The 24,841-nt window shown below is 69.0% G+C and carries 27 protein-coding genes and 2 tRNA genes; 14 read left to right on the forward strand and 15 right to left on the reverse strand.

All coding sequences use genetic code 11. The features are described from left to right. The first annotated feature begins 98 nt into the window (after positions 1-98). The 3 genes from LMI96_RS02405 to LMI96_RS02415 all read left to right on the forward strand — a co-directional run bounded on the left by LMI96_RS02405 (position 99) and on the right by LMI96_RS02415 (position 2,354). Positions 99-1,361 (forward strand): DNA polymerase IV, encoded by a 1,263-nt coding sequence (locus LMI96_RS02405; protein ID WP_228360365.1) that lies wholly within the window; start codon positions 99-101, stop codon positions 1,359-1,361. A 74-nt stretch (positions 1,362-1,435) separates the two neighbouring features. After that, positions 1,436-1,756 (forward strand): hypothetical protein, encoded by a 321-nt coding sequence (locus LMI96_RS02410; protein ID WP_223721000.1) that lies wholly within the window; start codon positions 1,436-1,438, stop codon positions 1,754-1,756. Further along, positions 1,731-2,354 (forward strand): hypothetical protein, encoded by a 624-nt coding sequence (locus LMI96_RS02415; protein ID WP_228360366.1) that lies wholly within the window; start codon positions 1,731-1,733, stop codon positions 2,352-2,354. The genes LMI96_RS02410 and LMI96_RS02415 overlap by 26 nt, the downstream gene beginning before the upstream one ends. Here LMI96_RS02415 and LMI96_RS02420 read toward each other — a convergent pair. The 7 genes from LMI96_RS02420 to LMI96_RS16385 form a co-directional block, all read right to left on the reverse strand. Continuing rightward, on the reverse strand, positions 2,306-2,815 hold the full coding sequence (locus LMI96_RS02420) for a DUF2017 family protein (protein WP_223721002.1): 510 nt from the start codon (positions 2,813-2,815) through the stop codon (positions 2,306-2,308). The genes LMI96_RS02415 and LMI96_RS02420 overlap by 49 nt on opposite strands. Then, positions 2,812-3,117: an ATP-dependent Clp protease adapter ClpS gene (clpS, locus tag LMI96_RS02425; RefSeq protein WP_228360367.1), complete on the reverse strand. Its 306-nt coding sequence runs from the start codon at positions 3,115-3,117 to the stop codon at positions 2,812-2,814. Before clpS ends, LMI96_RS02420 begins: the two co-directional genes overlap by 4 nt. Further along, entirely contained in the window at positions 3,114-3,455 is a 342-nt protein-coding gene (locus LMI96_RS02430; RefSeq protein WP_223721617.1) for a metallopeptidase family protein, read from the reverse strand. The genes clpS and LMI96_RS02430 overlap by 4 nt, the downstream gene beginning before the upstream one ends. A 40-nt stretch (positions 3,456-3,495) precedes the next feature. Beyond that, positions 3,496-3,571 (reverse strand) — tRNA-His (locus LMI96_RS02435). A gap of 37 nt (positions 3,572-3,608) precedes the next feature. Continuing rightward, positions 3,609-4,232 carry an oligoribonuclease gene (gene orn, locus LMI96_RS02440; protein WP_223721003.1) on the reverse strand — a complete coding sequence of 208 codons (624 nt, stop codon included), beginning with the start codon at positions 4,230-4,232 and terminating at the stop codon, positions 3,609-3,611. Between the two features lie 46 nt (positions 4,233-4,278). Further along, positions 4,279-4,351 (reverse strand) — tRNA-Arg (locus LMI96_RS02445). Then, complete coding sequence (locus tag LMI96_RS16385) at positions 4,314-4,982, reverse strand: hypothetical protein (protein WP_228360485.1); 669 nt, start codon at positions 4,980-4,982, stop codon at positions 4,314-4,316. The genes LMI96_RS02445 and LMI96_RS16385 overlap by 38 nt, the downstream gene beginning before the upstream one ends. A gap of 61 nt (positions 4,983-5,043) precedes the next feature. On the opposite strand from LMI96_RS16385, the gene LMI96_RS02455 reads away from it, so the two are divergent. After that, the gene (locus tag LMI96_RS02455) at positions 5,044-6,474 is read left to right on the forward strand and encodes a PLP-dependent aminotransferase family protein (RefSeq protein ID WP_228360368.1); all 1,431 of its coding nucleotides are present in this window, start codon (positions 5,044-5,046) and stop codon (positions 6,472-6,474) included. Between the two features lie 23 nt (positions 6,475-6,497). Here the strand turns inward: LMI96_RS02455 and LMI96_RS02460 are convergent, their stop codons facing one another. Continuing rightward, entirely contained in the window at positions 6,498-6,752 is a 255-nt protein-coding gene (locus tag LMI96_RS02460) for a hypothetical protein (RefSeq protein WP_228360369.1), read from the reverse strand. Between the two features lie 232 nt (positions 6,753-6,984). Here LMI96_RS02460 and LMI96_RS02465 point away from each other — a divergent pair, with 232 nt between their 5' ends. The 4 genes from LMI96_RS02465 (at position 6,985) to LMI96_RS02480 (ending at position 10,314) form a co-directional block, all read left to right on the forward strand. Then, positions 6,985-7,461, forward strand: a complete 477-nt coding sequence (locus LMI96_RS02465) for a single-stranded DNA-binding protein (protein WP_228360370.1) — start codon at positions 6,985-6,987, stop codon at positions 7,459-7,461. Positions 7,462-7,477: 16 nt separating this feature from the next. Then, the gene (locus LMI96_RS02470; RefSeq protein ID WP_228360371.1) at positions 7,478-7,975 is read left to right on the forward strand and encodes a hypothetical protein; all 498 of its coding nucleotides are present in this window, start codon (positions 7,478-7,480) and stop codon (positions 7,973-7,975) included. A 175-nt stretch (positions 7,976-8,150) separates the two neighbouring features. After that, complete coding sequence (gene ettA / locus LMI96_RS02475; protein WP_228360372.1) at positions 8,151-9,830, forward strand: energy-dependent translational throttle protein EttA; 1,680 nt, start codon at positions 8,151-8,153, stop codon at positions 9,828-9,830. After that, positions 9,823-10,314, forward strand: a complete 492-nt coding sequence (locus LMI96_RS02480; protein WP_228360373.1) for a thioesterase family protein — start codon at positions 9,823-9,825, stop codon at positions 10,312-10,314. The genes ettA and LMI96_RS02480 overlap by 8 nt, the downstream gene beginning before the upstream one ends. A 15-nt stretch (positions 10,315-10,329) precedes the next feature. Here the strand turns inward: LMI96_RS02480 and LMI96_RS02485 are convergent, their stop codons facing one another. Beyond that, the gene (locus LMI96_RS02485) at positions 10,330-11,262 is read right to left on the reverse strand and encodes an acyl-CoA thioesterase II (RefSeq protein ID WP_228360374.1); all 933 of its coding nucleotides are present in this window, start codon (positions 11,260-11,262) and stop codon (positions 10,330-10,332) included. A 44-nt stretch (positions 11,263-11,306) separates the two neighbouring features. On the opposite strand from LMI96_RS02485, the gene LMI96_RS02490 reads away from it, so the two are divergent. After that, the gene (locus LMI96_RS02490) at positions 11,307-11,975 is read left to right on the forward strand and encodes a hypothetical protein (protein WP_228360375.1); all 669 of its coding nucleotides are present in this window, start codon (positions 11,307-11,309) and stop codon (positions 11,973-11,975) included. Positions 11,976-11,983: 8 nt separating this feature from the next. Here the strand turns inward: LMI96_RS02490 and LMI96_RS02495 are convergent, their stop codons facing one another. The 6 genes from LMI96_RS02495 to pepN form a co-directional block, all read right to left on the reverse strand. After that, positions 11,984-13,648: an FAD-binding dehydrogenase gene (locus LMI96_RS02495; RefSeq protein ID WP_228360376.1), complete on the reverse strand. Its 1,665-nt coding sequence runs from the start codon at positions 13,646-13,648 to the stop codon at positions 11,984-11,986. Positions 13,649-13,650: 2 nt separating this feature from the next. Then, positions 13,651-14,118 carry a globin gene (locus tag LMI96_RS02500; RefSeq protein ID WP_228360377.1) on the reverse strand — a complete coding sequence of 156 codons (468 nt, stop codon included), beginning with the start codon at positions 14,116-14,118 and terminating at the stop codon, positions 13,651-13,653. Further along, a complete protein-coding gene (locus LMI96_RS02505; protein ID WP_228360378.1) occupies positions 14,115-15,200 on the reverse strand; it encodes a mechanosensitive ion channel family protein in 1,086 nt (361 codons plus the stop codon). The genes LMI96_RS02500 and LMI96_RS02505 overlap by 4 nt, the downstream gene beginning before the upstream one ends. A 46-nt stretch (positions 15,201-15,246) precedes the next feature. After that, positions 15,247-16,074, reverse strand: a complete 828-nt coding sequence (locus LMI96_RS02510; protein WP_228360379.1) for an ABC transporter permease subunit — start codon at positions 16,072-16,074, stop codon at positions 15,247-15,249. Continuing rightward, entirely contained in the window at positions 16,071-16,982 is a 912-nt protein-coding gene (locus LMI96_RS02515; RefSeq protein WP_223721019.1) for an ABC transporter ATP-binding protein, read from the reverse strand. Before LMI96_RS02515 ends, LMI96_RS02510 begins: the two co-directional genes overlap by 4 nt. Before the next feature lie 137 nt (positions 16,983-17,119). Next, entirely contained in the window at positions 17,120-19,663 is a 2,544-nt protein-coding gene (gene pepN / locus LMI96_RS02520; RefSeq protein WP_228360380.1) for an aminopeptidase N, read from the reverse strand. 174 nt (positions 19,664-19,837) lie between these two features. Between pepN and LMI96_RS02525 the strand changes: the two genes are divergently transcribed. The 5 genes from LMI96_RS02525 to LMI96_RS02545 are packed head-to-tail and all read left to right on the forward strand — an operon-like array spanning position 19,838 to position 24,789. Next, positions 19,838-21,064 carry a ferrochelatase gene (locus LMI96_RS02525; RefSeq protein WP_374197901.1) on the forward strand — a complete coding sequence of 409 codons (1,227 nt, stop codon included), beginning with the start codon at positions 19,838-19,840 and terminating at the stop codon, positions 21,062-21,064. 21 nt (positions 21,065-21,085) lie between these two features. Continuing rightward, complete coding sequence (locus LMI96_RS02530; RefSeq protein WP_228360381.1) at positions 21,086-21,634, forward strand: ribose-5-phosphate isomerase; 549 nt, start codon at positions 21,086-21,088, stop codon at positions 21,632-21,634. Continuing rightward, on the forward strand, positions 21,634-22,632 hold the full coding sequence (locus tag LMI96_RS02535) for an Fpg/Nei family DNA glycosylase (protein ID WP_223721022.1): 999 nt from the start codon (positions 21,634-21,636) through the stop codon (positions 22,630-22,632). The genes LMI96_RS02530 and LMI96_RS02535 overlap by 1 nt, the downstream gene beginning before the upstream one ends. Before the next feature lie 31 nt (positions 22,633-22,663). Next, the gene (locus tag LMI96_RS02540; RefSeq protein ID WP_228360382.1) at positions 22,664-23,299 is read left to right on the forward strand and encodes an FMN-binding negative transcriptional regulator; all 636 of its coding nucleotides are present in this window, start codon (positions 22,664-22,666) and stop codon (positions 23,297-23,299) included. Further along, complete coding sequence (locus tag LMI96_RS02545; protein WP_374197902.1) at positions 23,296-24,789, forward strand: amidohydrolase; 1,494 nt, start codon at positions 23,296-23,298, stop codon at positions 24,787-24,789. The genes LMI96_RS02540 and LMI96_RS02545 overlap by 4 nt, the downstream gene beginning before the upstream one ends. Positions 24,790-24,841 lie beyond the last annotated feature (52 nt).

Genomic DNA, 24,841 nt, shown 5'->3' on the forward strand with positions numbered 1-24,841 from the left:
GCGTGGCCCGGGCCCCCGCGGCCCCCCGCGCCCGCCCCCCCCGGTGCCGGCGCGGGGGGGGCGAGGCCGATGTCGGTGGGGCGGGGGACAATCGGAACGTGGGACGCGGCGACGGATCAGGACGCATCGTGTCGCCGGATGATGCCGACGACACCGGAGCGGGCATCCTTCACGTCGACATGGACGCGTTCTATGCGGCCGTCGAAGTGCTCGACAACCCGGCCCTGGCGGGTAAGCCGATCATCATCGGTGCGCCCGAGGGGCGAAGCGTGGTCTCGAGTGCCTCGTACGAGGCGCGGAAGTTCGGCGTCCGTTCGGCCATGCCGGTCTCGCAGGCGTTGCGACTGTGTCCCACCGCGGTCGTCGTGCGACCGCACTTCGACCGGTACATCGAGTCGTCCCGCGCGGTGATGTCGATCTTCCATGAGATCACCCCCCTCGTCGAACCGTTGTCGATCGATGAAGCCTTCCTCGACGTGCGCGGTGCGCGCCGCCTGTGGGGGTCACCCGGAGTCATCGCGCGGATGCTGCGGGCGCGGGTGCGGGAGCGCACCGGGCTCACGTGCAGCATCGGTGCCGCCTCGACTAAGCACGTCGCGAAGATGGCATCGACCATGAGCAAGCCCGACGGCCTTCTGATCATCCCGGCCGACCGCACCATGGACTTCCTTCGTCCGCGTTCTGTCCGGGCGCTCTGGGGAGTGGGGCCGAAGTCCGCGGAATCTCTCGAGTCGCGGGGCATCCGCACGATCGGCGATGTGCTGGCCACACCGCGACCGATACTCGATCGCGCGCTGGGGGCGTCGATGGGCGAGCGCATCTGGCATCTCGCGCGCGGCGAAGACGCCCGCGAGATTCAAACCGAACGCATCGAGAAGAGCATCGGCCACGAGGAGACGTTCGAGGACGACGTCGACGACGACGCGGTCCTCGGCGCCGAGCTCCGCCGACTCGCTGACCGCGTGGGGGCGCGCCTGCGTGCGCACGGTGCCGAGGCGGCAACCGTCGCGCTCAAGGTGCGATTCGCGGATTTCCGCACGGTGAGCCGGTCGGTGACCCTGCCGGAGCCGACGGCCGTCGGTCAGCGCATCGGCGATGCGGCGCGCGAGCTCTTCGGCGCGTTGGAGCGACCGCTCCCCATCCGCCTGATCGGCGTCCGCGCAGAGAATCTCCGCAGCGCCACGGCGTCGGCCATGCTGTGGGACGACGACGCGGAATGGCGCCGGGTCGAAGAAGCGATGGACGGCGCGACGACCCGGTTCGGTCGCGGCGTCGTGACCCGCGCGGCGCTGCTCGGGCCACCGCGCGGAGGAACGACGCTGCCCTCGCATCCTCGGCCGCCCGCGCCGCACCCGGAGTGACGGCGAACGCGTCCGTCAAGCACCGTATCCGTCAAGCGCTGTGACATGGCGGCCGACGGCACTACCGTGGAGATATGTCCAACTTCGTACTCGACCTCGGCAAGCAGGCGACCTCCCTCGGCGTGACCGCCGTCTACGGGGAGCAGCAGGATGTCGACGGCATCCGCATCATCCCGGTGGCATTGACGTGGAGCGGGTTCGGCGGCGGCGCCGACGAGTCCGGTGCCTCCGGCGGTGGCGGGGGCGGCGCTGCGGTTCCGCTCGGCGCCTACATCCGTAAGGGCGACGACCTCCGCTTCGAACCCAACGTGGTTTCTCTGCTCGCGGTCGGGATCCCCTTCCTGTTCGTCGCGGGTCGCGCGCTCAGCCGTGTCATCCGCGCGCTCAAGAAGTAGTCGCGACCTCACGCCCGACGCGGCGGTCGATATCATCGTCACCGCCGCGTTCGCCGTGCGCGCGGTGCCCCGCATCCTCATCGATGGCCGCTCGGGGTCGGGCAAGACCACGCTCGCGCGCGCCATCGCGTCCCGGATGCCGGCCGTGCAGAGCGTCGGCCTCGACTCGATCTATCCCGGATGGGACGGTCTCCGCGAGGGCGCCGATCGTGCGTGCGTCGACATCCTCGAGCCGCACGCGGCAGGACAGCCCGGTCGCTGGCGCGAATGGGACTGGGTGATCTCGCAGTACGGCGCCGAACACGAGATCGCCCCGACACGTCCGCTCCTGCTGGAGGGAGCGGGTCTTCTCACCGCACGGAGCGCGCGGTGGGCGGACGTGTGCGTCTGGGTCGACGCGCCGTCGACCGAGCGTCGCCGTCGGGCTCTGCAACGCGACGGTGCGACGTACGAGCCGCACTGGGATCGCTGGGCGCGGCAGGAGGACGCGCACCTCGCCGAGAACTCGCCGGAGTCCCGCGCCTCATTCCGCGTCGACGCCCGCACTTTTCAGACGTCAGAACCGGATGCTGCCCGTGTCAGCCCGTCGAGCCGATAGCCGAGCCACTCGTACACGCCGTAACGGGCATCACTTGGTTCGTGATCGTCTTCGGACTGGATGCCGAGCCGAGCGGCCAACACGAGCCGCACCGCCGCGAGGGTCCGCAGCCACGCGCCCGTGCGCTCTCGGTCGAGCCGGATGACGAACTCGGCGAGTGCGTCCTCCGGGCCGTCGTGCGCGAGATCATCGGCGTGCCCCGCCACCGACAGATCGGCGAGCACCATCGCGGCCTCGTCGGTTCGCCGCCGGAGGAGCTCGGGTTGGGTCGAGGACCGGAACTGGGCGGCGGCCGCGGGATCGTCGGGGTAGGCGGACGGTACGAGGCGCGCGATCGCCGGATCGGCGGCGGCATCCGGCGCATCCGACAGGAGATCGACGAACTGATCGACGAGACCACGCAGATGCACGGCCTCGACGCGGGTGAGCTCGAGGACGACCGTCTCGGGTGGATCGATCACGCGCGCGGAGCCTTTCGAACGGTGGCCCAGAGGCCGTAATCGTGCATCGCCTGCGCGTGAAGTTCCATCTGCTCGCGCATTCCCTCCGCCACGACCGCGTGCCCATCGTGGTGGACGCCCTTCATGAGGCGGGTCGCCTCGGCCTCGGAGTAGCCGAAGTAGGTGCGGAAGACGTGCACCACGTAACTCATCAGGTTGACCGGGTCGTTCCAGACGACAGTCTGCCAGTCGGGGTCGAAACCGGGCGCGTCGAGCAGGTCGACGCCTTCGACCGTGTCGGGTGTGGCGAGCGGGGGAGTCATGCCCACCCCAGCTCGTGCAGTCGGTCATCGTCGATGCCGTAGAAGTGCGCGATCTCGTGCACGAGCGTCGTATGCACCTCATCGCGGAGTTCGTTCTCGTCTGCGCACACGGCGAGATGCGCCTCGCGGTAGACGACGATCCGATCGGGCAGCTCGCCCGAACCGTATCGTTCGCGCTCGGTCAGCGCCCACCCGTCGTACAAGCCGAGCAGGTCCGCGTCGACGTTTCGGTCCTCGACGACGAAGATCACGTTGTCCAGTCCGTTCACCATGTCGTCGGGAAGGCGGTCGAGCTCGTCCACGACGAGACGCTCGAACGCCTCGGCATCCATCTGCATTGTCACGGAGAAACGCTCACTGACCGCGAGGTTTCGCTGTTGGGGTGAGTAACGGGGCTCGAACCCGCGACATCGGCCACCACAAGGCCGCGCTCTACCAACTGAGCTATACCCACCATGTCTCCCGCGCGAGCGGGCAACCCAAAGATTCTCTCATACTTGGGGAGCGAATGCGGACACGACCGACGCCGCGACCGCGCGTGCATCGTCGCTCGTGGGACCGGGCTCGGGCACGAAGACGGCCTCGCGGTAGTAGGCGAGCTCACGGATAGATTCGCGGATGTCGGCGAGCGCCCGGTGGCCGCCATCCTTCGCCGGAGCGTTGAAGTACACGCGGGGATACCAGCGCCGAGAGAGTTCTTTGATGCTCGACACATCGACGTTCCGGTAGTGCAGCCAGCGGTCGAGCCGGGGCATGTACCGGGAGAGGAATGCACGGTCGGTGCCGATCGTGTTGCCCGCGAGCGGAGCCTTGCCCTCGACCGGGGCGAAGCGCTGGATGTACTCGAGCGCCTGGAACTCGGCTTCGGCGACGCTCACGCCATTCGGGATCTCGTCGAGGAGCCCCGAACTGCGGTGCATCTCGGTGACGAACTCGCCCATATTCTCGAGCGCCGACGCGTCGGGCCGGATGACGAGCTGGAACCCTTCGTGCAGCGGGTTCAGCTCGAAGTCGGTGACCACGATCGCGATCTCGACCAGCTGATCGACGTCGAGCTCGAGGCCCGTCATCTCGCAGTCGATCCAGACCAGCCTGTCTCCGTCGGTTCCGCTCATGCCTTCATCCTCCTCCGGGCCTCCGACATCCGCCGCAGGTCTTGTGTCCCCCCGGGGTGACTCGAACACCCGACCAAGAGATTAGAAGGCTCCTGCTCTATCCGCTGAGCTACGGGGGGTAGCGCCCTCAAGGGTATCGCGGTCGCTTCGCCGCGGTCGGCGGCCGGCCGGCGTCCGTGAACGCATGGCGAACACCGGCATCATGACGTGCACGAGCGGGCCGATGAGGAGTGCGAACGCGAGGGTGCCGATCCCGACGTTTCCCCCGAGCAGCCAGCCGATGGTGAGCACGCTCAGCTCGACGGTGCCGCGCGCGAGCCAGATCGGCCAGCCCCACCGTGATCGGATGCCGGTCATCAATCCGTCTCGCGGACCGGCGCCGAGTCGTGCGCCCAGGTAGATACCGCTCGCCACGGCGACGAGCACGATCCCGGCCAGGAGAACCAGCACGCGCAGCGCCGGGTTCGTCACGGGCGGTACGAGGGACAGGGTCGCTTGCATCGCGGTGCCCACGAGGAGGATGTTCGCGACCGTCCCGATGCCGGGGCGCTGTCGAAGCGGGATCCACAGGAGGAGAACGAGCAGCCCGATGATGTTGGTCAGCCAGCCGATGCCGATACCGGTGTGCAGCGAGATGCCCTGCGCGAAGACCGTCCACGGGTCGACGCCGAGGCCCGCTTCGATCGTGAGCGCGGCGCCCGCCCCGTACAGCGGCAGGCCGAGGAGGAGGCGAAGGATGCGGCGGATCATGTGGCTATCTCAGCCCTCAATTGGACTGTAGGCAAGATGCCAATTGCCGTACAGTGGCCGCATGGACTCCCGAATCTCCGCACGCGCCCTCACGGTCCTGCTGGGCGGATGGCGCACCAGCGAGCCCGCCTACGAGGCGCTCGCGGACAGCATCCGACTCCTCGGGCTCGACAACCGCATCGCCCCGCGCACAGCGCTGCCCGCGGAACGGGAGCTCGCCGCGGCTCTCGGAGTGAGCCGCACCACCATCGCCGCCGCGTACCGGAGCCTCCGTGAATCCGGCGACATCCGAAGCATCCGCGGCTCCGGGAGCGTCACGGAGCCGCTCGGCCGCGCCGCGGTCGCGCGCACGGTCGTCGCCGACCCGCGAGCGATCGACCTGCAGCAGGCCAGTCCGCCCGCGTGGCCGGGGCTCGCCGGCGTCATTGCGGAAGCGGCCGGCTCCGTGACGACGTTGCTCACCGCCCCGGGCTACGACGTGATCGGAAACGAGGCGCTGCGCGCGGTCATCGCCGAGCGGTACACGCGGTCGGGAATCCCGACGGATGCCGGCGAGATCATGATCACGAACGGTGCGCAGAGCGCTCTCCACCTCCTTGCGACGACCCTCGTCGTGCGGGGTGATCGGGTGCTCATCGAGAGTCCCACCTACCCGCACGCGGCGGAGTCGTTCCGGGCGGCGGGGGCGCGACTGGTGAGTGTGCCGGTCACGACCGGCGACGGGTGGGACCTCGACCGCGCCGAGCAGGCCTTCGAGCGTACGGCGCCGACGCTCGCCTACCTCATGCCCGACTTCCAGAATCCGACTGGGCGGTCGATGAACAACGCGGAGCGCGACGCGATGGAGCGGGCGGCCGCGCGCGCCGGCACGACCGTGATCGTGGACGAGACGACGGCCGACCTCGACATCGACCGCGCCGTGAAGCCTCGGGCTTTCGGGATGTCCGACGCGGGCGCGTCCGTCATCCGCGTGGGGTCCTTCGGCAAGACGGTGTGGGGCGGACTGCGGGTGGGCTGGATCCGGGCGAACGCGGATCTTCTGCGGCGGGTCATGGCCGCGCGCTTCGCGATCGAACTCGGAACTCCCGAGTGGGAGCAGCTGATCGCGCGCACGCTCGTGCCCCGCCTCCCTGAGATCATCGCGCAGCGTGCGCACGTGCTTCGCGAGGGGCGAGACGCTCTCGTCGACGCGCTGCACGAACGGCTGCCGGAGTGGAGCATCCCCACCGTCGACGGAGGGCTGTCGCTGTGGGTCGATCTGGGCGCGCCGCTCTCGGGTGCGCTCGTCATGGGGGTGCGCTCGGAAGGTGTGCTCCTGTCGGCCGGCCCTCGGTTCTCCATCGACGGCGGATACGAGCGCAATCTTCGGGTGCCGTTCACCGTTGCGCCGGCGCGGATCGACGCGGCGGTGAACGCGCTCGCGGTGACCTGGCAGCGGATCCGCGCCGGGGCAGCCCCGGTCATGCTCGACCGGCTCGACGCGGTCGTCTGACGCGGTCGTTTGACGCGAGGCGCTCAGGAACTCCGGAGCGCCTCGAGCGCGTCATCCACGCTCCAGAACTCGCCGATCCCGACGAAGGACCGCGAACTCCAGCGATATCGGAGCGCGCGGTAGCGGGCACCGCGCGGGCTCTCGTGCTCTTCGATCAGGCCCGTCGCGGCACCGTGCGCGTCGAGCACACGCCATCTGCCCCAGCCGAGCGGCACCAGTGCCTCGGTGCGCATGCGCGTCGTGCCGGAGGATGACGGGACTGCGGAGATCGCGGACATGGATGGTCCTCTCGGTTCTGATCCGACGGTACGCAGGGCCTCCGACATCCGAACCCGCCACCGCGCAGTGCTCCTCCCCAGCACCGAGATGCGCGCGTTTGTCCACGGAAGCGTGAATCGTCCGGGCGCCCGCCCGGCCTTCGCACGACAGTGGACCCAGCTGCGGCGTCCGACGGGCACTCGGGCGCCGCAGCATCCGGGGAAGGCCCTCGGAGGAGAAAGGGAGACGAACATGAGCGAGAAGATCACCATCGTCGGCAACATCGCCGCGGTCCCGGAGCGCCGCGAACTGCCGCGCGGGGGAGCAGTGACGAGTTTCCGCATCGCGGTCACGCATCGGCGGTACGACCAGACGGCCTCCGCGTGGGTCGACGACTACACGAATTGGTACACCGTCAGCGCGTTTCGGGCGCTCGGCGAGCACGCGTACGAGTCGCTGCACAAGGGCGACCGGGTGGTGGTCACCGGGCGGTTCCGTCTGCGCGAGTGGGAGGCGGGCGGACGAAAAGGAGTCAGCGCCGAGATCGACGCCGACGCGCTCGGGCACGACCTGCTGTGGGGAACGAGCACGTTCGACCGGAAGCAGTCGAGTCGCCAAGAGGTGGCTCCGACTCCGACGGCGTCGGACGACGACGGCGCCGCTGCCGACTCCTGGGCCGCTCCGGGCACCGAGCGCGAGCTGGTCTCCACAGGGGAGACACCGTTCTGATGCTTAGACTGGCGCCGTGACTTCGACCCGTCTCGGCCGACTGCCCGCATCCCTCCTGATCATCGCTGCCGGGGCGGTCGCCCTCGCGGGGTGCACGGGCACGACCCCCGCGCCATCTCTGTCGCCGTCGCCGACGGTTGTCGTGAGCGATACGCCGAGCGCCACGCCCACCCCGACCGGGCCGGCGCTCGTGCCGGAGGGATCGGCCGACGACAACCTCCCGTATTTCGCAGAGCTCGTCGCTCAGGTGTGGAACGGGGGAGACCGCGTTTCTGGGCGCGCCTACATCGACGCGCTGGTCGCCGCCGGTTTCGACAAGTCGGCGATGCAGGTGACGGCCGACCAGTCCACGGTGGGAAACCCCGCCGAGAGCATCCAGTTCTCCGTGCGGTGGGGGCAGGAATGCCTGATCGGACAGGTGGGCCCGGCGACGGGTAACCCCGTGTCGATCGTCGCCGAGGGCCTGCCGGACGGCGGATGCCTGCTGGGTCGCACGCGCACCATCGATTGGTGATGCACGCGTCCTGATGTGCGCACCGCGAGATCATGAGCGCGCGCCTGATCACGCGCGATTATGGCCCGTCGGATAAGCTGGTGACGACTTCCGCCGACCAGTAGCGCCGACCTCCCGCGCGGCGTGCTGCGTGCCTGAGCGGCCCTGTTCGACAAGCGAAGGTGATTTTCCCGCTATGGCTGAGTACATCTACCAGATGGTCCGTGCCCGCAAGGCAGTCGGCGAGAAGCTGATTCTCGACGACGTGACGATGTCGTTCCTCCCCGGAGCGAAGATCGGCATGGTCGGGCCGAACGGTGCGGGCAAGTCGACGATCATCAAGATCATGGCGGGCCTGGACGCCCCCTCCAACGGCGAGGCGAAGCTCACGCCGGGCTTCACCGTCGGCATCCTGATGCAGGAACCCGTGCTCGACGAGTCCAAGACGGTGCTCGAGAACATCCAGGATGGCGTCGCGATCAAGCCGAAGCTCGACCGCTTCAACGAGATTTCCGCACTGATGGCGGATCCGGATGCGGACTTCGACGCGCTGCTGGCCGAGATGGGCGTGCTGCAGGAAGAGATCGACGCGGCCGACGGCTGGGATCTCGACTCCCAGCTCGAGCAGGCGATGGATGCGCTCCGTACGCCTCCGGGCGACGCGGCCATCGCTCCGCTCTCCGGTGGAGAGCGCCGCCGGGTGGCGCTCGCGAAGCTGCTCCTCCAGAAGCCCGATCTGCTGCTCCTCGATGAGCCCACCAACCACCTCGACGCCGAAAGCGTGCAGTGGCTCGAGCAGCACCTGCAGTCGTACAAGGGCGCGGTCATCGCCATCACCCACGACCGGTACTTCCTCGACAACGTCGCGGAATGGATCGCCGAGGTCGACCGCGGGCGCCTCATCGGCTACGAGGGCAACTACTCGACCTACCTCGAGAAGAAGGCCGAGCGTCTCGACGTGCAGGGCAAGAAGGACGCCAAGCTCGCCCGTCGTCTGAAGGACGAACTGGAGTGGGTGCGTTCGAGCGCGAAGGGTCGCCAGACCAAGTCGAAGGCGCGACTCGCCCGCTACGAGGAGATGGCCGCCGAAGCCGAGCGCACGCGCAAGCTCGACTTCGAAGAGATCCAGATTCCGGCCGGTCCGCGACTCGGCAGCATCGTGATCGAGGCGAAGAAGCTGCAGAAGGGCTTCGACGGCCGGTCGCTCATGAGCGGCCTCAGCTTCAGCCTGCCGCCGAACGGCATCGTCGGTGTCATCGGCCCGAACGGTGTGGGAAAGACGACGCTCTTCAAGACGATCGTCGGACTCGAGCCGCTCGACGGCGGCGATCTGAAGATCGGCGAGACGGTCAAGATCAGCTACGTCGACCAGAGTCGCGCCAACATCGACCCGAACAAGACGCTGTGGGAGGTCGTCTCCGACGGCCTCGACATCATCACGGTCGGCAAGACCGAGATCCCCTCGCGGGCCTACGTGTCCAAGTTCGGCTTCAAGGGACCCGATCAGCAGAAGAAGGCGGGCGTCCTCTCCGGCGGTGAGCGCAACCGTCTGAACCTCGCGCTCACTCTGAAAGAGGGAGGCAACCTGCTCCTCCTCGACGAGCCGACGAACGACCTGGACGTGGAGACGCTCGGCTCGCTCGAGAACGCGCTCCTCGAGTTCCCGGGCTGCGCCGTGGTCATCACGCACGACAGGTGGTTCCTCGACCGCATCGCGACCCACATCCTCGCCTACGAGGGAACGGATGCGGAGCCCGACAAGTGGTACTGGTTCGAGGGTAACTTCGACGCCTACGAAGAGAACAAGATCGAGCGCCTCGGACCGGATGCGGCGAACCCGCACCGCTCCACCCACCGCAAGCTCACGCGTGACTGACGCGTCGCCGGTCGGCGGCGCACCGCGTCTGCACATCCCGATCCACCTGCGTTGGGGTGATCTCGACGCGTTCAATCACGTCAACAACACGTCGATGCTCAAGCTGCTCGAAGAAGCGCGCGTGCGCGCGTTCTGGAAGCCGCCCGTCGGCGAGCCCGCTGCGCCCACCGCGATCGTTCCGACCGGCGAAGGAACACTGACGCTCGTCGCTCGTCAAGAGATCGAGTATCTGCATCCGGTACCGTACCAGCGCGCACCGCTTGACGTGCAGATGTGGTTCGGGAAGCTCGGTGGATCGAGCATCGAGGTCTGCTACGAGGTGTACAGCCCCGAGGGCGCGCCCCAGACGCTCTACGCGCGTTCTTCTGCCGTCATCGTGCTGGCGGATGCCGGGAGTGGGCGCCCGGTGCGCATGACGCCGGAGATGCGGCAGGCCTGGGAACCGTTCGTCGGCGAGCCGCTGACCTTCGGTCGCCGGCGCTGACGCCGGAGCGCGTGCTCAGCCCTCGGCCCGCGCGCGCTCCTCGAGAATCTCCTTCGGTGCGCGCACCATGACCTCCTGCGCAACGCTCGCGACGAGGTCGCCGTCGCGCGTGTAAATGCGTCCCGTGGCCAGGCCGCGCCCGCCGCGGGACGTGGGGGACTCCTGCACGTAGAGCAGCCAGTCGTCGACCCGGACGGGACGATGCCACCACATGGCGTGATCGAGGCTCGCCACGGTGCCACCCGGCGTCATCCACGTCAGGCCGTGCGCACGGAGGATCGACTCCTGGATCGTCATGTCGGACAGGTACGCGAGTGCCGCGCGGTGGAGCAGTGGGTCATCCGGCATCTCGCGGCGCGATCGCACCCACACCGCCTGGCGCGGCTGCGGAGCGACGGGATCTGCGCCGTAGAGCGATCCCTCGACGTGCCGCACCTCGATCGGAAGGTCGCCGAACCGCCGCCGTGACATCGGGTGCACGCCGGTGCCCTCGGGGGAAGAGATCTCATCGGGGCCGGGGACATCTGGCGCGGGGATTACGTGCTCGAGTCCGTCGTCCTCCGTCTGGAACGACGCGATCATCGAGAAGATCGGCACGCCCTCCTGGAATGCCTGCGTGCGACGGGCGCTGAACGATCGACCATCGCGAAGCCGGTCGACCGAGAACGTGATGCCTTTCGACGAGTCGCCCGCGCGGAGGAAGTACCCGTGCATCGAATGGATCGGGCGGTCCGCATCCATCGTTCGAGACGCGGCGACGACGGCCTGCGCGAGCACCTGGCCGCCGTAGACGCGGCCGTAGGGCATCGGGAGTGAGATGCCGGTGAAGATGTCTTCCGTGGTGCGAGCCTCCGTCGAGGCCAGAGAGAGGACCTCCAGGAGCGATTCGACCGGATCGCCCTCGGTCGAGGTGCCGCCTTGGAGGGGGTCTGATCCGAGTGCCGTCACGCTGTCTACCTCCGTCGTCGTGTGCGCTTGATAGTTTAGATCGGATGTCTCCTCGCCTTCGGTTCCCGGATGCCGCCGCGGCCGCCGACGCCCTGACCTTCGCCGGTCGCGTCGCGATCGTCGACCCCGATGCGAGCGTGCGCCTGGTCGCCGCCTCCGGCGCGCTCGCGATGACCGCGGGCGTCCTCGCGCCGCGGAGTCTGCTGGAGTCGATGCCGACCGTCCTCGCGATGCGGGTGCTCCCGGTCGATGCCGAACTCGAGTGCGACCTGACGGTGACGGCCACGGGACTCACCGCCGACGTCGCGGAGAACCAGGTCACTCTGCCGGAGACATCGGTTCGGGCTGCCTGGGCCGGCGTGTCGCCGCCGCGGTCGGGATGGGAGCGCGCGGCGCCGCTGACCTCAGCGGTGCTGGCGACGCGCGCGCAGTGGGGAATGGCGGCCGTCGCGCACGAACTTCCGACCGACCCGGGCGAGGACGTCGTCCGAACGGTTCGAGCGCGCATCTGGGGCGAGAACGACCCGGAGTTGAACGGCATCGTTCGCGGCGCGGCGTTCGCGGCCGTCTCGATGGGGTTCGTGCTCGGCGATGAGACGATCGACGTTCTCCGGGCGCCGGGTTGGACCCGCCTCACGCTGCAGCGCGGTCACGTGCTGATCCGTGAGCCGCGCCGGAGCGGCCTCACGGCCGTTCGCGCGACCGGGCGCTGACCCGCCGGCTACACCGCGCGCGCCGCCGCACGGCCTGCTGTTCGCCCCGAGAACAGGCACCCGCCGAGGAATGTGCCCTCGAGTGCGCGGTAGCCGTGCATCCCGCCGCCGCCGAACCCGCTCGCTTCGCCGGCCGCGTACAGCCCGGGAATAGGGGTGCCGTCGGGTCGGAGCGCGCGGGCGTCGAGATCGGTCTGGATCCCGCCCAGGGACTTTCGGGTGAGGACGTGGAGCTTGACCGCGATGAGCGGGCCGGCGGCCGGATCGAGGATGCGGTGCGGTGCGGCCGTGCGGATCAGGCGATCGCCCCGGAAGGCGCGAGCGGAGCGGAGCATCGCGATCTGGGCGTCCTTCGTGAACGGGTTGGCGATCTCCCGGTCCCGTGATTCGATCTCGTACCGCGCGCGCTCGAGATCGAGCGCGTCACCACCGGGCAGCTCGCTCATCCCCGCGAGCAGATCGTCGAGGGAGTCCCGGACGACGAAGTCGGCACCGTGATCGAGGAACGCCTGCACCGGTGCGGACGCCCCGCGACCAAGCCGCGATCTGAGGAGCAGACGCACATCCTTGCCGGTCAGATCGGGATTCTGCTCACTGCCGGAAAGCGTGAATTCCTTCTCGACGATGCGCTGCGAGAGCACGAACCAGGAATGGTCATGACCGGTCGCTCGGAGGTGCGCGAGCGTGCCGAGCGTGTCGAAGCCGGGGAACAGAGGAACGGGGAGTCGCGTGCCGCTCGCGTCGAGCCACACCGATGACGGTCCGGGCAGGATGCGGATCCCATGCGCGGGCCAGACCGGATCGACGTTCTGAATGCCCTCGACGTAGTGCCACATCCGATCGCCGTTAATGAGTCGGGCGCCCGTGCGCTCCGCGGTGCTCAGCATGGCGCCGTCCACGTAGGCGGGCACGCCGGTGATCATGGTCTCCGGCGCCGTGCCGAGACGTGCGGGCCAGTTGCGCCGCACGAGGTCGTGATTTCCGCCGATGCCGCCCGAGGAGACGATGGTCGCCCCCGCGCGGACCTCGAAATCGGAGGTGACGGCGGCGTCTGCGGCCACGCCGCGCGGCGCACCGGTGGGTTCGCGGATGTCGCCGGTCACGCCGACGACAACGCCGTTCCGGGCGACCAACTCCGTGACGCGGTGGCGGGGGAGCACCGTGATCCGCCCGCTCCGCTCACCGGCCTCGACCTCTCGCTGGAACGGGGCGACGATGCCGGGACCGGTGCCCCAGGTGATGTGGAACCGGGGAACGGAGTTTCCGGGGCCGGTCGCCGTGTACCCGCCGCGCTCCGCCCAACCGACCACGGGGAAGAACCCGACGCCCTTCTGCCGCAGCCACGATCGCTTCTCCTCGTGCGCGAACGCGAGATACGCATCCGCCCAGCGCCGCGGCCACTCGTCTTCGGGTCGGTCGAAACCCGCGGTCGCGAACCAGTCCTGACGCGCCAGCTCGATCGAGTCACGCACCCCCATCCGGCGCTGTTCGGGGGAATCGATGAAGAACAGTCCACCGAACGACCACCACGCCTGTGCGCCGAAGTCCGCGCGATTCTGCTGATCGACGATGATGACGCGCCGTCCGGCGGCCGCGGCCTCCGCTGCCGCCACGAGACCGGAGAGGCCCCATCCGATCACCAGGACGTCGGTTTCGTGGGTCGTGGCGGGCACGGCTACTCCTTCGTGAGCTCGTCTCCGGTCGGGGCGGCGATCCCGTGCTCCGGGCGACCGCCCGTCGAGGGACCGATTCCGCTCGGCTCGAAGGTATTCACCATCGCATGCGCCGCGCGCGTGAGGTAGTCCCAGAGCGTCGCCTCGAGGATCGGGGGGAGAGCGACGGCGTCCACCGCGCGTCTCATGTGCGCGAGCCAGCGGTCGCGGGCGTCGGGATTCACGTGGAACCCGGCGTGCCGCAGGCGGAGGCGCGGATGGCCCCGTTGGTCGCTGTAGGTCGTGGGACCGCCCCAGTACTGCTCGAGGAAGAGCAGCATCCGCTCACGGGCCGGGCCGAGGTCCGCATCCGGGTACATCGGGCGCAGCACGGGATCGTCGGCGACCCCCTCGTAGAACACGTCGACGAATCGCTCGAAGAACGCGCGGCCGCCGACCTGGTCGTAGAAGCTGATCGGGGTATCGGTCATGCGTCCGTCTCCTTGCCGGGAGAGGCCTCCGGAGGCGTCGACCCGTTGTCATCTTTCGCCGCGGCGCCGCGCCCGGTGCGCTTCGGCTTCCAGACGGGCCGTACCGGTGCGGCGATCGGAGTCGGCCGGGTACGCGGGGGATTCGCGCCGCGCACGCTCTGGGCCCCCTCGAAACCGGTCAAGGTGATGGAGTTCAGCTGCGGGAGGCGCACGTCCATCGCATCCATCGCGCGCTTGAGCCGCACGCGCAGTTCGCGTGCGACGTCGTCCTTTGCGTTCGACCGGGTCTTCTGCACGAGGCGGATGACGAGGGCATCGCCCGACACCGATTCGAGGCCCCAGATCTCCGGCTGCTCGATGACGCGGGTACGCCACTTCGTATCCTTGGCGAGGCCGCGGGCGGCGTCGAGCATGGCTTTCTCGACCGCGTCGAGGTCGGCGTCGGCCGGCACGGCGAGGTCGATGATCACGCGCGACCACCCCTGGGACATGTTCCCGATCCGGGTGATCTCACCGTTGCGGACGTACCAGAGCGTGCCGTTCACGTCGCGGACGTGCGTCACGCGGACGCTCACGTATTCGACGACACCGGTCGCAAGCCCCAGGTCGACGACGTCGCCGATGCCGACCTGGTCTTCGGCCACGATGAAGATGCCGTTCAGCACGTCCTTCACAATGTTCTGGGCGCCGAAGCCGAGCCCCGCGCCGATCGCCGCGGTCAGCAGGGCGAAGGAACTGAGGATGTCGGGTGCGACGACGTTCACGATGAGGATGACGGCGACGATGACGACGGTCACCCCGGCGATGTTCTGGAGGATCGACCCGAGCGTCCGCGTGCGCTGCACGAGGCGGACGGCTGCGAGAGGCGAGCGGTCGAGAGCTTGCGTGTCGTCGACGCGGGCCTTCGTCTTCGCTCCGGAGACGATTCGCTCGACGACCCGATGGATCACCGCTTTCAGGATCAGGCCGATGACGAGGGCGACGGCGATGATCAGCAGGATTTGCAGGAGTGTGAACCCGATGCCTGCGAAGAATCCACCGATGGCTGCCCAGGTCTCCGGGGCCGTGATGTCGATATCCATTGTCTCGATGTTACCGAGCGCCCCGATGCCCTCCCTGGGTGCGGACCTACGCGTCGCGGGTGCGCAGAATCACTCCGCCGAGCCCGAGGCCGACGACCGCCCATGCGAGGAGGGTGAGCGCTGCGGCCCAGGGCTCGAGCGCACCGTTACCGCCCGCGGACATCAGCGCCTGGCCGGCGGACGTCGGTAGGTACTTCGCGACATCCTGGATCCACTCCCAGCCGGGCGATGCGGGGAAGAAGGCCGGCAGGAGCGGGAGGACGAAGACGATCCCGACTCCCATCGCAATCGCCCCCGGACCGTTCCGCAGGATGTAGCCCGCCGCGACGCCGATGACGGAGATGACCGCCAGCATGAAGGCACCCGCAGCGAACCGCGGCAGCCACGAGCCGACGTCGGCGACGTCGATACCCGCGCCGGCGCCGGCGACGATCGGAGCGGTGGCGACCGCCGCGATCAGGAAGATCGCCAGGGTCGACACGAAGACGAACGCCGCGATGACCGTCGCTTTGGCCAGTAGCGAGCCGATCCGGCCCGGTGCGGCGGTGAGCGTCGAGCGCATCATGCCGGTCGAATACTCGCCGGTCACCTGGATGCTGCCGATGATGACCGCCAGGAGCACGGTGAAGCTCGTCGGTGCCAGAACGACCTGCAGAGCCAGCTCCGCATTTCCGGCCGGGGCTCCGGGGAACCCGGTGAGCGCGAAGGCGATCAGCAGCGACATCCCGACCGAGAGCACGGCGACGATTCCGATCGACCACCAGGGCGAGCGAAGAGTGACGAGCTTGATCAGTTCGCTCCGCACGACGCGGAGGAAGCTCAGACGATAAGGGGACTCGGCGACGCCGGTCTGCGGTGTGGTGGCGGTGGTCATGACAGCTCCTTGGACTTGTACTCGACCGCTTCGCCGGTCAGGGCGAGGTAGGCCTCCTCGAGAGAACCGGACTGGGGGGTCAGCTCGTGGATGGGCAGGCCGAGCCGTGCGGCGGTGTCGCCGATCTGCTCGGCGCTCACTCCTGTCACGTCGGCGAGGCCCGGATCGATTCGGGTGATATCGATGTCGTCGCTGCTCAGCGCAGCGGCCAGCTCGTCGAGGCGAGGGGTACGCACGCGCACGGCGGATCTCGTCCAATCGCGCACGAGGTCGCCGACGGGGGCGTCCGCGAGGACCTTCCCGCGCCCGAGCACGATGATGTGATCGGCGGTGATCGCCATCTCGCTCATGAGGTGGCTGGAAAGCAGCACGGTGCGTCCCTCGGCGGCGAGATACCGCACGAACTCCCGCACCCAGCGCACACCCTCGGGGTCGAGACCGTTCACGGGCTCATCGAGGATCAGCGTTCGCGGATCGCCGAGAAGCGCTGCGGCTATTCCGAGGCGCTGCCCCATCCCGAGCGAGAACCCGCCGGCACGCTTGCGGGCGACGGACTCGAGCCCGGTGAGAGCGATGACCTCGTCGACCCGCGACACGGGGATGCCGTGCGTCGCCGCCAGCGCACGCAGATGGTTCCGCGCCGATCGGCCGGTGTGCACGGCTTTCGCATCGAGGAGCACGCCCACCTCCGTGAGCGGCGAACGCATCTGCCGATAGTCGCGGCCGTCGACCGTGACGCGTCCCCGCGTCGGGTTGTCGAGGCCGACGATCATGCGCATCGTCGTGGACTTTCCGGCACCGTTCGGGCCGAGGAAGCCGGTCACCCGGCCGGGGTGCACCGTGAAGGTGACGTCGGAGACGGCATGCTTTGCGCCGAAGTCCTTGCTGAGGTTCTCTGCAACGATCATGCATCCCACGCTACGGCGCGGGCCTCGTCCGTGCCTCCGCCGGAAGTAGCGGATCCGCCGCGCCGTGTCATCCCCGAGGAGGAGACGACGGATGCCCCGCTCCGCGAGGGAACGGGGCATCCGGTGCGGCCTGGCGGCTACTGCGCGTCGCGCTCCTGCACCGCGAGGGCGCGCTCGACACCGGCGAGGTTCTCCGCGACCAGGCGGCGAAGCGCGGCCGGCGCGTCGGAGTTCGACGTGAGCCACGACCGCGTCGCATCGCGCAGCGCGATGTTCGCGAGCGGGGCCGGGTACAGTCCGACGATCAGGTAGCTCGCGATCTGGTACGACCGGTCCGCCCAGATCGGCAGCAGCATGTCGAAGTACGAGGCGACGAACGGCTCGAGGTACTCGACCGTGGCCGGGTGCACGAAGCCCGCAGCGGTGGAGCGGACGACGGTGTTCGGCAGATCCGTGTTCTCCACGAGCGAGCGCCACGCCGCCTGCTTCGCGTCGGCACTCGGGAGCGCGGCCTTCGCCTGCGCGGCGAACTCCCCGCCCTTGGCGGTGTTGTCTGCGGCGAGGGCTTCGTCGATGTCGCCCGCGGTGACGACGCCGCCGGCGGCGAGCGAGACGAGCAGCGCCCACGACAGGTCTGCGTCGATCTCGAGCCCCTCGAGCACGATCTCGCCCGAGCGGAGGGCTCGCACGATCTCGACCTGCTCCGGGGTCGCCGCAGCGGAGGCGAACGCCGTCACGAACTGCAACTGGCTGTCGCTGCCGGCCGTGGCGTCTTGCGCGAGCGCCCACAGGCGGTCTGCGACCGTGATGCGGCTCTGCGTGCGCAGTTCGGGAGCAACGTACGAGTTCGCGGCGAGCTGCAGCTGTCCGAGTGTGGTCCGAACCGTCGTCGACTCGGTCTCCGAACCGATGTTGCCCAGCACGAGATCGATGTACGCGGATGCGGACGACTCGGCGTCGCGTGTCTGATCCCACGCCGCTCCCCACACGAGCGACCGCGCCAGCGGGTCCTCGATCTTGGCGAGGTGGGCGACCGCGGTCTCGAGCGACCGGTCGTCCAGGCGGATCTTGGCGTAGGCCAGATCATCGTCGTTCAGAAGGATGAGGTCGGGACGACGGTGCCCGATGAGCTCCGCGACATCGGTACGGTCACCGTCGACATCGAGCTCGAGGTTGTGCACGCGCACGAGCCGGTCACCCTGCAGGTCGTAGAACCCGACGCCGAGGCGGTGGGGACGGATCGTGGGGTAGTCGGCGGGCGCGGTCTGGATGATCGAGAACCGCGTGATCGTGCCGTCGACGGACTCCTCCACGGCGGGCGTCAGCGTGTTCACGCCCGCGGTCTCGAGCCACTTCTTCGACCACTCGGTCAGCTCGCGACCGCTGGTCTGCTCGAGCTCGACGAGCAGGTCGCCGAGCTCGGTGTTGCCCCACGAGTGCTTCTGGAAGTAGGCGGAGACGCCCGCGAAGAATTCTTCGATGCCCACCCACGCGGCGAGCTGCTTGAGCACCGAGCCGCCCTTGGCGTAGGTGATGCCGTCGAAGTTCACCTGAACGTCTTCGAGGTCGTTGATCTCGGCGACGACCGGATGGGTCGAGGGCAACTGGTCCTGGCGGTAGGCCCAGCTCTTCTCCATCGCGTTGAACGTGGTCCACGCCTCGGTCCACTCCGTCGCCTCGGCGGTGGCGATGGTGGACGCCCATTCCGCGAAGGACTCGTTGAGCCACAGGCCGTTCCACCACTTCATGGTGACCAGGTCACCGAACCACATGTGCGCCAGCTCGTGCAGGATCGTGACGACGCGGCGCTCCTTGACCGCATCCGTCACCTTGCTGCGGAACACATAGGTCTCGGTGAAGGTCACCGCGCCCGCGTTCTCCATCGCGCCGGCGTTGAACTCGGGCACGAAGAGCTGGTCGTACTTCGCGAACGGGTACGGCACCCCGAACTTCTCTTCGTAGTACGCGAAGCCCTGCCGGGTCTTCTCGAACACGTAGTCGGCGTCGAGGTGCTGCCACAGGCTCTTGCGTGCGTACACGCCGAGCGGGATGACCCGGCCCGAGGCGCTGGTGAGTTCGGAGAACGTGGACTCGTAGGGCCCTGCCACGAGGGCGGTGATGTACGACGAGATGCGCGGGGTCGGCTCGAAGGTCCACGTCGCGACGCCCTCGCCGGCGGGCACGGGGTCGGGGGTGGGGGAGTTCGAGACGACCTTCCACGCGTCCGGCGCGGTGATCGTGAACTGGAACTCCGCCTTGAGGTCGGGCTGCTCGAACACCGCGAAGACGCGGCGCGAATCGGGCACCTCGAACTGCGAGTAGAGGTACACCTCGCCGTCCACCGGGTCGACGAAGCGATGCAGCCCCTCGCCCGTGTTGGTGTACAGGCAGTCGGCGTCGACGACGAGGACGTTCTCGGCAGCCAGACCGTCGAGTGCGATACGCGAGTCGGCGAAGGCGGCGACGTCCACGTCGCTGCCGTTCAGGGTGATCGCGTGAACCTCGCGCGCGATCAGGTCGATGAAGGTCGATGCGCCCTCGGTCGCCGTGAAACGCACGGTGGTGGTGGACCGGAAGACCTCCGGACCTGTCGTCAGGTCGAGGACGACCTGGTAGGACTGCGTATCGACGACAGCGCGGCGCTCTTGCGCCTCGATGCGGGTGAGGTTCTCTCCAGGCACTGCGTTGCTCCCGTGGGTTCTGGGGTCATGGATGCCGAGGGCGCGCGGCTGGCGACGACGACGACGCCTCCAGCCTACGGTCGGCGGGCGACATCGGTCGTCTTCGCGGCGCCGCATCACCGGATACCACGTCTCGACGTGCGGAGCGGACCGGTCCACCTCCTCCGAATCCGGATGCAGAATAGACGCGTGAGCTCTCTTGAAGCGAGTGAATCCCTGTCGGCCCGAGCGCCCGAGGGCGTCCCGTTCGCCTCGGCGCAGGCGGTGACCGGGCCCCCTCACGTGGAGGAACCCACCGACTACGACGGCATCCTGCTCGCGGGATTCGGCGGGCCGGAAGGTCAGGATGACGTCATCCCGTTCCTCCGGAACGTCACGCGCGGCCGCGGCATCCCCGACGAACGTCTCGAAGAAGTTGCCCACCACTACCGGCACTTTGGTGGCGTGAGTCCGATCAACGCGCAGAACGCCGCGCTGAAGTCGGCGCTCGAAGCGGAGCTCGCGTCGCGGGGCCTCGATCTGCCCGTCTTCTGGGGCAATCGCAACTGGGCTCCCTACCTCGAGGATGCGGTCCGCGAGGCGGCGGATGCCGGAGCGAAGACCCTTCTCGGACTCGCCACGAGCGCCTACAGCTCGTTCTCCAGCTGCCGCCAGTACCGGGAGGACTACGCGCGCGTGCTGACCGAGACCGGGCTTGCGGGCACGATCACGATCGACAAGGTGCGGCAGTTCTTCGATCATCCCGGTTTCGTGGCGCCGTTCATCGCCGGTGTGCGTGATGCGGTCGCGGGATTCCTCGCGGAGGGCGTGCCGGCGGACCGCATCCGCGTGCTCTTCTCCACCCACAGCATCCCGCTGGCCGACGCGCAGCGTTCGGGTCCCCGCGACATCGATTTCGGTCCCGGCGGCGCCTATGCCGCGCAGCACGAAGCCGTGGCCGAGATCGTGATGAGCGAGATCGCCGAGGCGATCCCGGAGGCGACCGGCATCGGTTGGGAGCTCGTCTACCAGTCCCGCTCCGGCCCGCCGACGCAGCCGTGGCTCGAACCCGACGTGTGCGATGTGATCGGCGAACTGCCGGGGCGCGACATCGACGCCGTCGCGATCGTGCCACTCGGCTTCGTCAGCGACCACATGGAGGTGCTCTGGGACCTCGACACCGAGGCGATGGAAGCGGCCGAGGAAGCCGGCATCCGTGCGGTCCGCACGCCGACGCCCGGTATCGACCCGGCGTACGTGTCGGGACTCGTCGACCTCATCGAGGAGCGTCTGCGCGGCGACGCCGCATCCGACCGACCGCACCGCACCTCTCTCGGTCCGTGGTTCGACGTGTGCCGCCCCGGATGCTGCGAGAACGTGCGCGCCGGATTCAAGCCGGCTGCGGCCGGGATCGCGCCCTGAGTGATCTCTAGGATGAGCTTCATGCGCATCCACATCGCGACCGATCACGCCGGCCTGGAGTTCTCCACTCAGCTGCAGCATCACCTGGCCGAACAGGGCCATGACGTCGTCGATCACGGGCCCCTCGAGTACGACGCGGTCGACGACTACCCGGCGTTCTGCATCCGTGCGGCACAGGCCGTCGTCCGCGACCAGGCGGCCGGCATCCCCACTCTCGGGATCGTGTTCGGCGGCTCGGGCAACGGTGAGCAGATCGCGGCGAACAAGGTCGTCGGTATCCGCGCCGCGCTCGTGTGGAACATCGCCACGGCTGAGCTCGCTCGTGAACACAACGACGCGAACGTCATCGCGATCGGTGCACGACAGCACACGTTCGACGAAGCATCGACCTTCATCGACCGCTTCATCGCCACGCCGTTCTCGGGTGAAGAGCGCCACGTGCGCCGGATCGCGCAGATCGCCGCGTTCGAGCAGGACGGTTCGCTGCTGCCCGATCCGCGGGCGGGGCTCGAGGCCGGCCCGAGCGTGCTCGCGGCGGATTCGAGCAGCTTCGATCCGGAAGCGGGCTGATGCCCGAGGGGCATTCCGTCCACCGCATCGCTCGCCAGTTCGACCGCAACATCGTCGGCCACCGAGTATCGGCGGCCAGCCCGCAGGGGCGGTTCGCGGAGGGCGCCGCGATGCTCGATGGGCGCGAGGCGATGCGTGTTCGCGCCGTCGGCAAGCAGATGTTCCTCGAGTTCGAAGGCGATACCTGGCTGCGGGTGCACCTTGGCATGTACGGCGCATGGGACTTCTCGGGCGAGATCCTCGTCGACCCGACGATCGCCTCGGCGAACGGACGTATGGGGCAGACGAACCAGCGGGGCACGGCCCCCGGCGACGCGGTGCTCGATGCGGCGGGGGAGAATTCGCTCAGCTCCATCGGCGCGCCGCGAAAGGCCCGCGTGCACGTGCGGATGTCGGAGCAGACGACCGGTCTGCCCGAGTCCGACGTCGAGTGGCCTCCTCCCGTCGTCGGTCAGGTGCGGCTGCGCCTGCTGACGGAGGCGACCTGCGCGGACCTGCGCGGCCCGACCGCGTGCGCGATCCAGAGCCCGGAAGAAGTGCAGGCGGCGATCGCGAAGCTCGGGCCGGACCCTCTCGTCGATGATGCCGACGAGGGGGAGGAGCGCTTCGTCTCCGTGGTGCGCCGCAAGCCGACCCCGATCGGGCTCCTGCTGATGGATCAGTCGGTCGTGAGCGGGATCGGCAACGTCTACCGCGCCGAGCTGCTGTTCCGTGCGCGCCTGAACCCGCACACGCCGGGGAGAGAGGTGCCCGAGCAGGCGGTGCGGGAGGTGTGGCGTGATTGGGTGCGCCTGCTCGCCATCGGGGTCGAGACCGGTCAGATGATGACGATGGACGACCTGGATCCAGACCAATGGCGTGCGGCGATGGCACGCCGCGACGATCGGCACTGGGTATATCACCGCGCCGGGCTGCCGTGTCGTGTGTGCGGCACCGCGATCCTGCTCGAGGAGATGGCAGCCCGGAAGCTGTACTGGTGCCCCTCCTGCCAGCGCTGAACGCACCGATCGTTTTCGACGTGAGGAAGAAATGAGACAGAACCCGAGCTTCGCGATGACGGACGTGGCCGAGATCCGCCGCCTGATCGCGCGCAATCCGTGGGTCACGCTCGTGAGTCAGACGGACACCGGTCTGGTCGCCTCGCATTACGCCGTGCTTCTCGACGAAGACCGCGACGACCTGACGATCGTCGGGCACGTCGGCAAACCGGATGACCTGATCCACGGGCTGGACGAGCGGGAGCTGCTCATCGTCGTGCAGGGACCGCACGGGTACATCTCGCCCGGCTGGTACGACGACGCGCCCGCCGTTCCGACGTGGAACTTCATCTCCGCGCACCTGAGCGGCGTGCCGGAGGTGTTGTCGACCGAGGAGAATCTGGCCGTGCTCGACCGGCTGGTCGATCACTTCGAAGGCGGGATGCCCGAACCGCGTCGGTTGTGGGAGCGCCCGAACGACGACGCGTTCGTGCAGCGCCTCGAGAAGGGGACGGTGGGCTTCCGCTTGACCCCGACCCGCGTCGTCGCGAAGCGGAAACTCAGCCAGAACCGCCCCGCAGAGACCGTCGAGCACATCGTCGACATGCTCCGGGAGGGCGGCCCGCATCCGAATCCCGCACTCGCGGACGAGATGGCCCGCGCCCACGCGGCGCGTCCACCGCGGTGAGCGGCCGCACGTTCGACGCGGTCCGGGGTGCGCGGATCGTCGGTCCGGGCGCAGAGTTGTTGCCGGATGCGGGGCTCCACGATCTCCTGCTGGCGGACGGCCGCATCGCCGACATCGCGCCCACGGGCGCGCTGCGCCTGCCCGGCGACGTGCTCGAGGCGGAGGGGGCCTTCCTCGTGTCCGGGCTGTGGGATCACCACGTGCACGCCACCCAGTACGCCCTCGCCGTGCGGCGAGTACCGCTGGATGCGATGGGATCGGCGGCGGAGGCGGCTCGGCGGATGGCCGACGCGCCGATCCTCGCCGACGGGCGCCGCATCGGCGTGGGCATGCGCGACGCGTTCTGGCCGGATGCGCCGAGCCTCGAGCTCCTGGACGCTGCCACCGGCGACGTCCCCACGTACCTCATCAACGCAGACCTGCACAGTGTGTGGGTCAACAGCGCGGCGCTCGCCCGCGAGGGATTCGACACCCCGGACGGCGTCCTCCGAGAAGGCCCCGCGTTCGAAGTGGGGCTGCGCATGAATCTCGGCGATCCACTCTCCGCCGATGCCGCGGTGCTCGCGATGGCAGCGGATGCGGCCCGCCGCGGGGTCGTCGGGATCGTCGATCTCGACCTGATGTGGAACGCGGAGTCCTGGTCGCGCCGCGCGGCGGCCGGGTTCGACGGGCTCCGCGTCGAGTTCGGAATCTACCCGAACGACCTCGAGCGTGCCATCGCCGCTGGTCTGCGCACCGGTGATGTGCTTGCCGGCGCCCCGCACGACCTCATCCGTGTAGGGCCGATGAAGGTCATCACCGACGGCTCGCTCGGCACGCGGACGGCCGCCTGCTCCCATCCCTACGGTGACGACCCGGCGGACCGGGGAGTGCTGGCCGTGCCGCCGGAGGAGCTCCTGGCGCTCATGATGACGGCGACGGGAGCCGGGTTCGCCTCGGCGATCCATGCCATCGGCGACGAGGCGAATCGCTTCGCGCTCGATGCGTTCGCCGCGACCGGCGCGTGGGGCACCATCGAACACGCCCAGCTGGTGGCGCGGAGCGATATCCCGCGTTTCGCCCGGCTGGGCGTGGGCGCGAGCGTCCAGCCCGCTCACGCCATCGACGATCGTGAACTCACCGACACGATCTGGGCGGACCAGACCGCGACGGCGTACCCGCTCCGGTCCTTCATCGACGCGGGCGCCAACGTGCTGCTCGGATCGGATGCACCGGTCGCACCGCTCGATCCGTGGGTCAGCATGGCGGCGGCCGTGTTCCGCACGCGCGACGGCCGCGAGCCGTGGCGCGCGGAGGAGACGCTGCCGCTCGAGACGGCGCTGGCGGCATCCACGCACGGCGGGTCTCTGCATCCGTCGTCCATCGAGGTCGGCGGGCGCGCAGATCTCGTGCTCTGCGCCGAAGATCCTCGACGGGCGGACGAACCCGGGCTCAGCTCCATGGAGGTGCGTGCAACGCTCCTCAGCGGCCGCGCCACCCACCTCGCCTGAGCGCCCCCGGACGCGACAAAGCCCCGCCGATCGACAACATCGGCGGGGCTTT

The sequence above is a fragment of the Microbacterium sp. cx-59 genome (assembly GCF_020805625.1).
Taxonomy (GTDB): Bacteria; Actinomycetota; Actinomycetes; order Actinomycetales; family Microbacteriaceae; genus Microbacterium.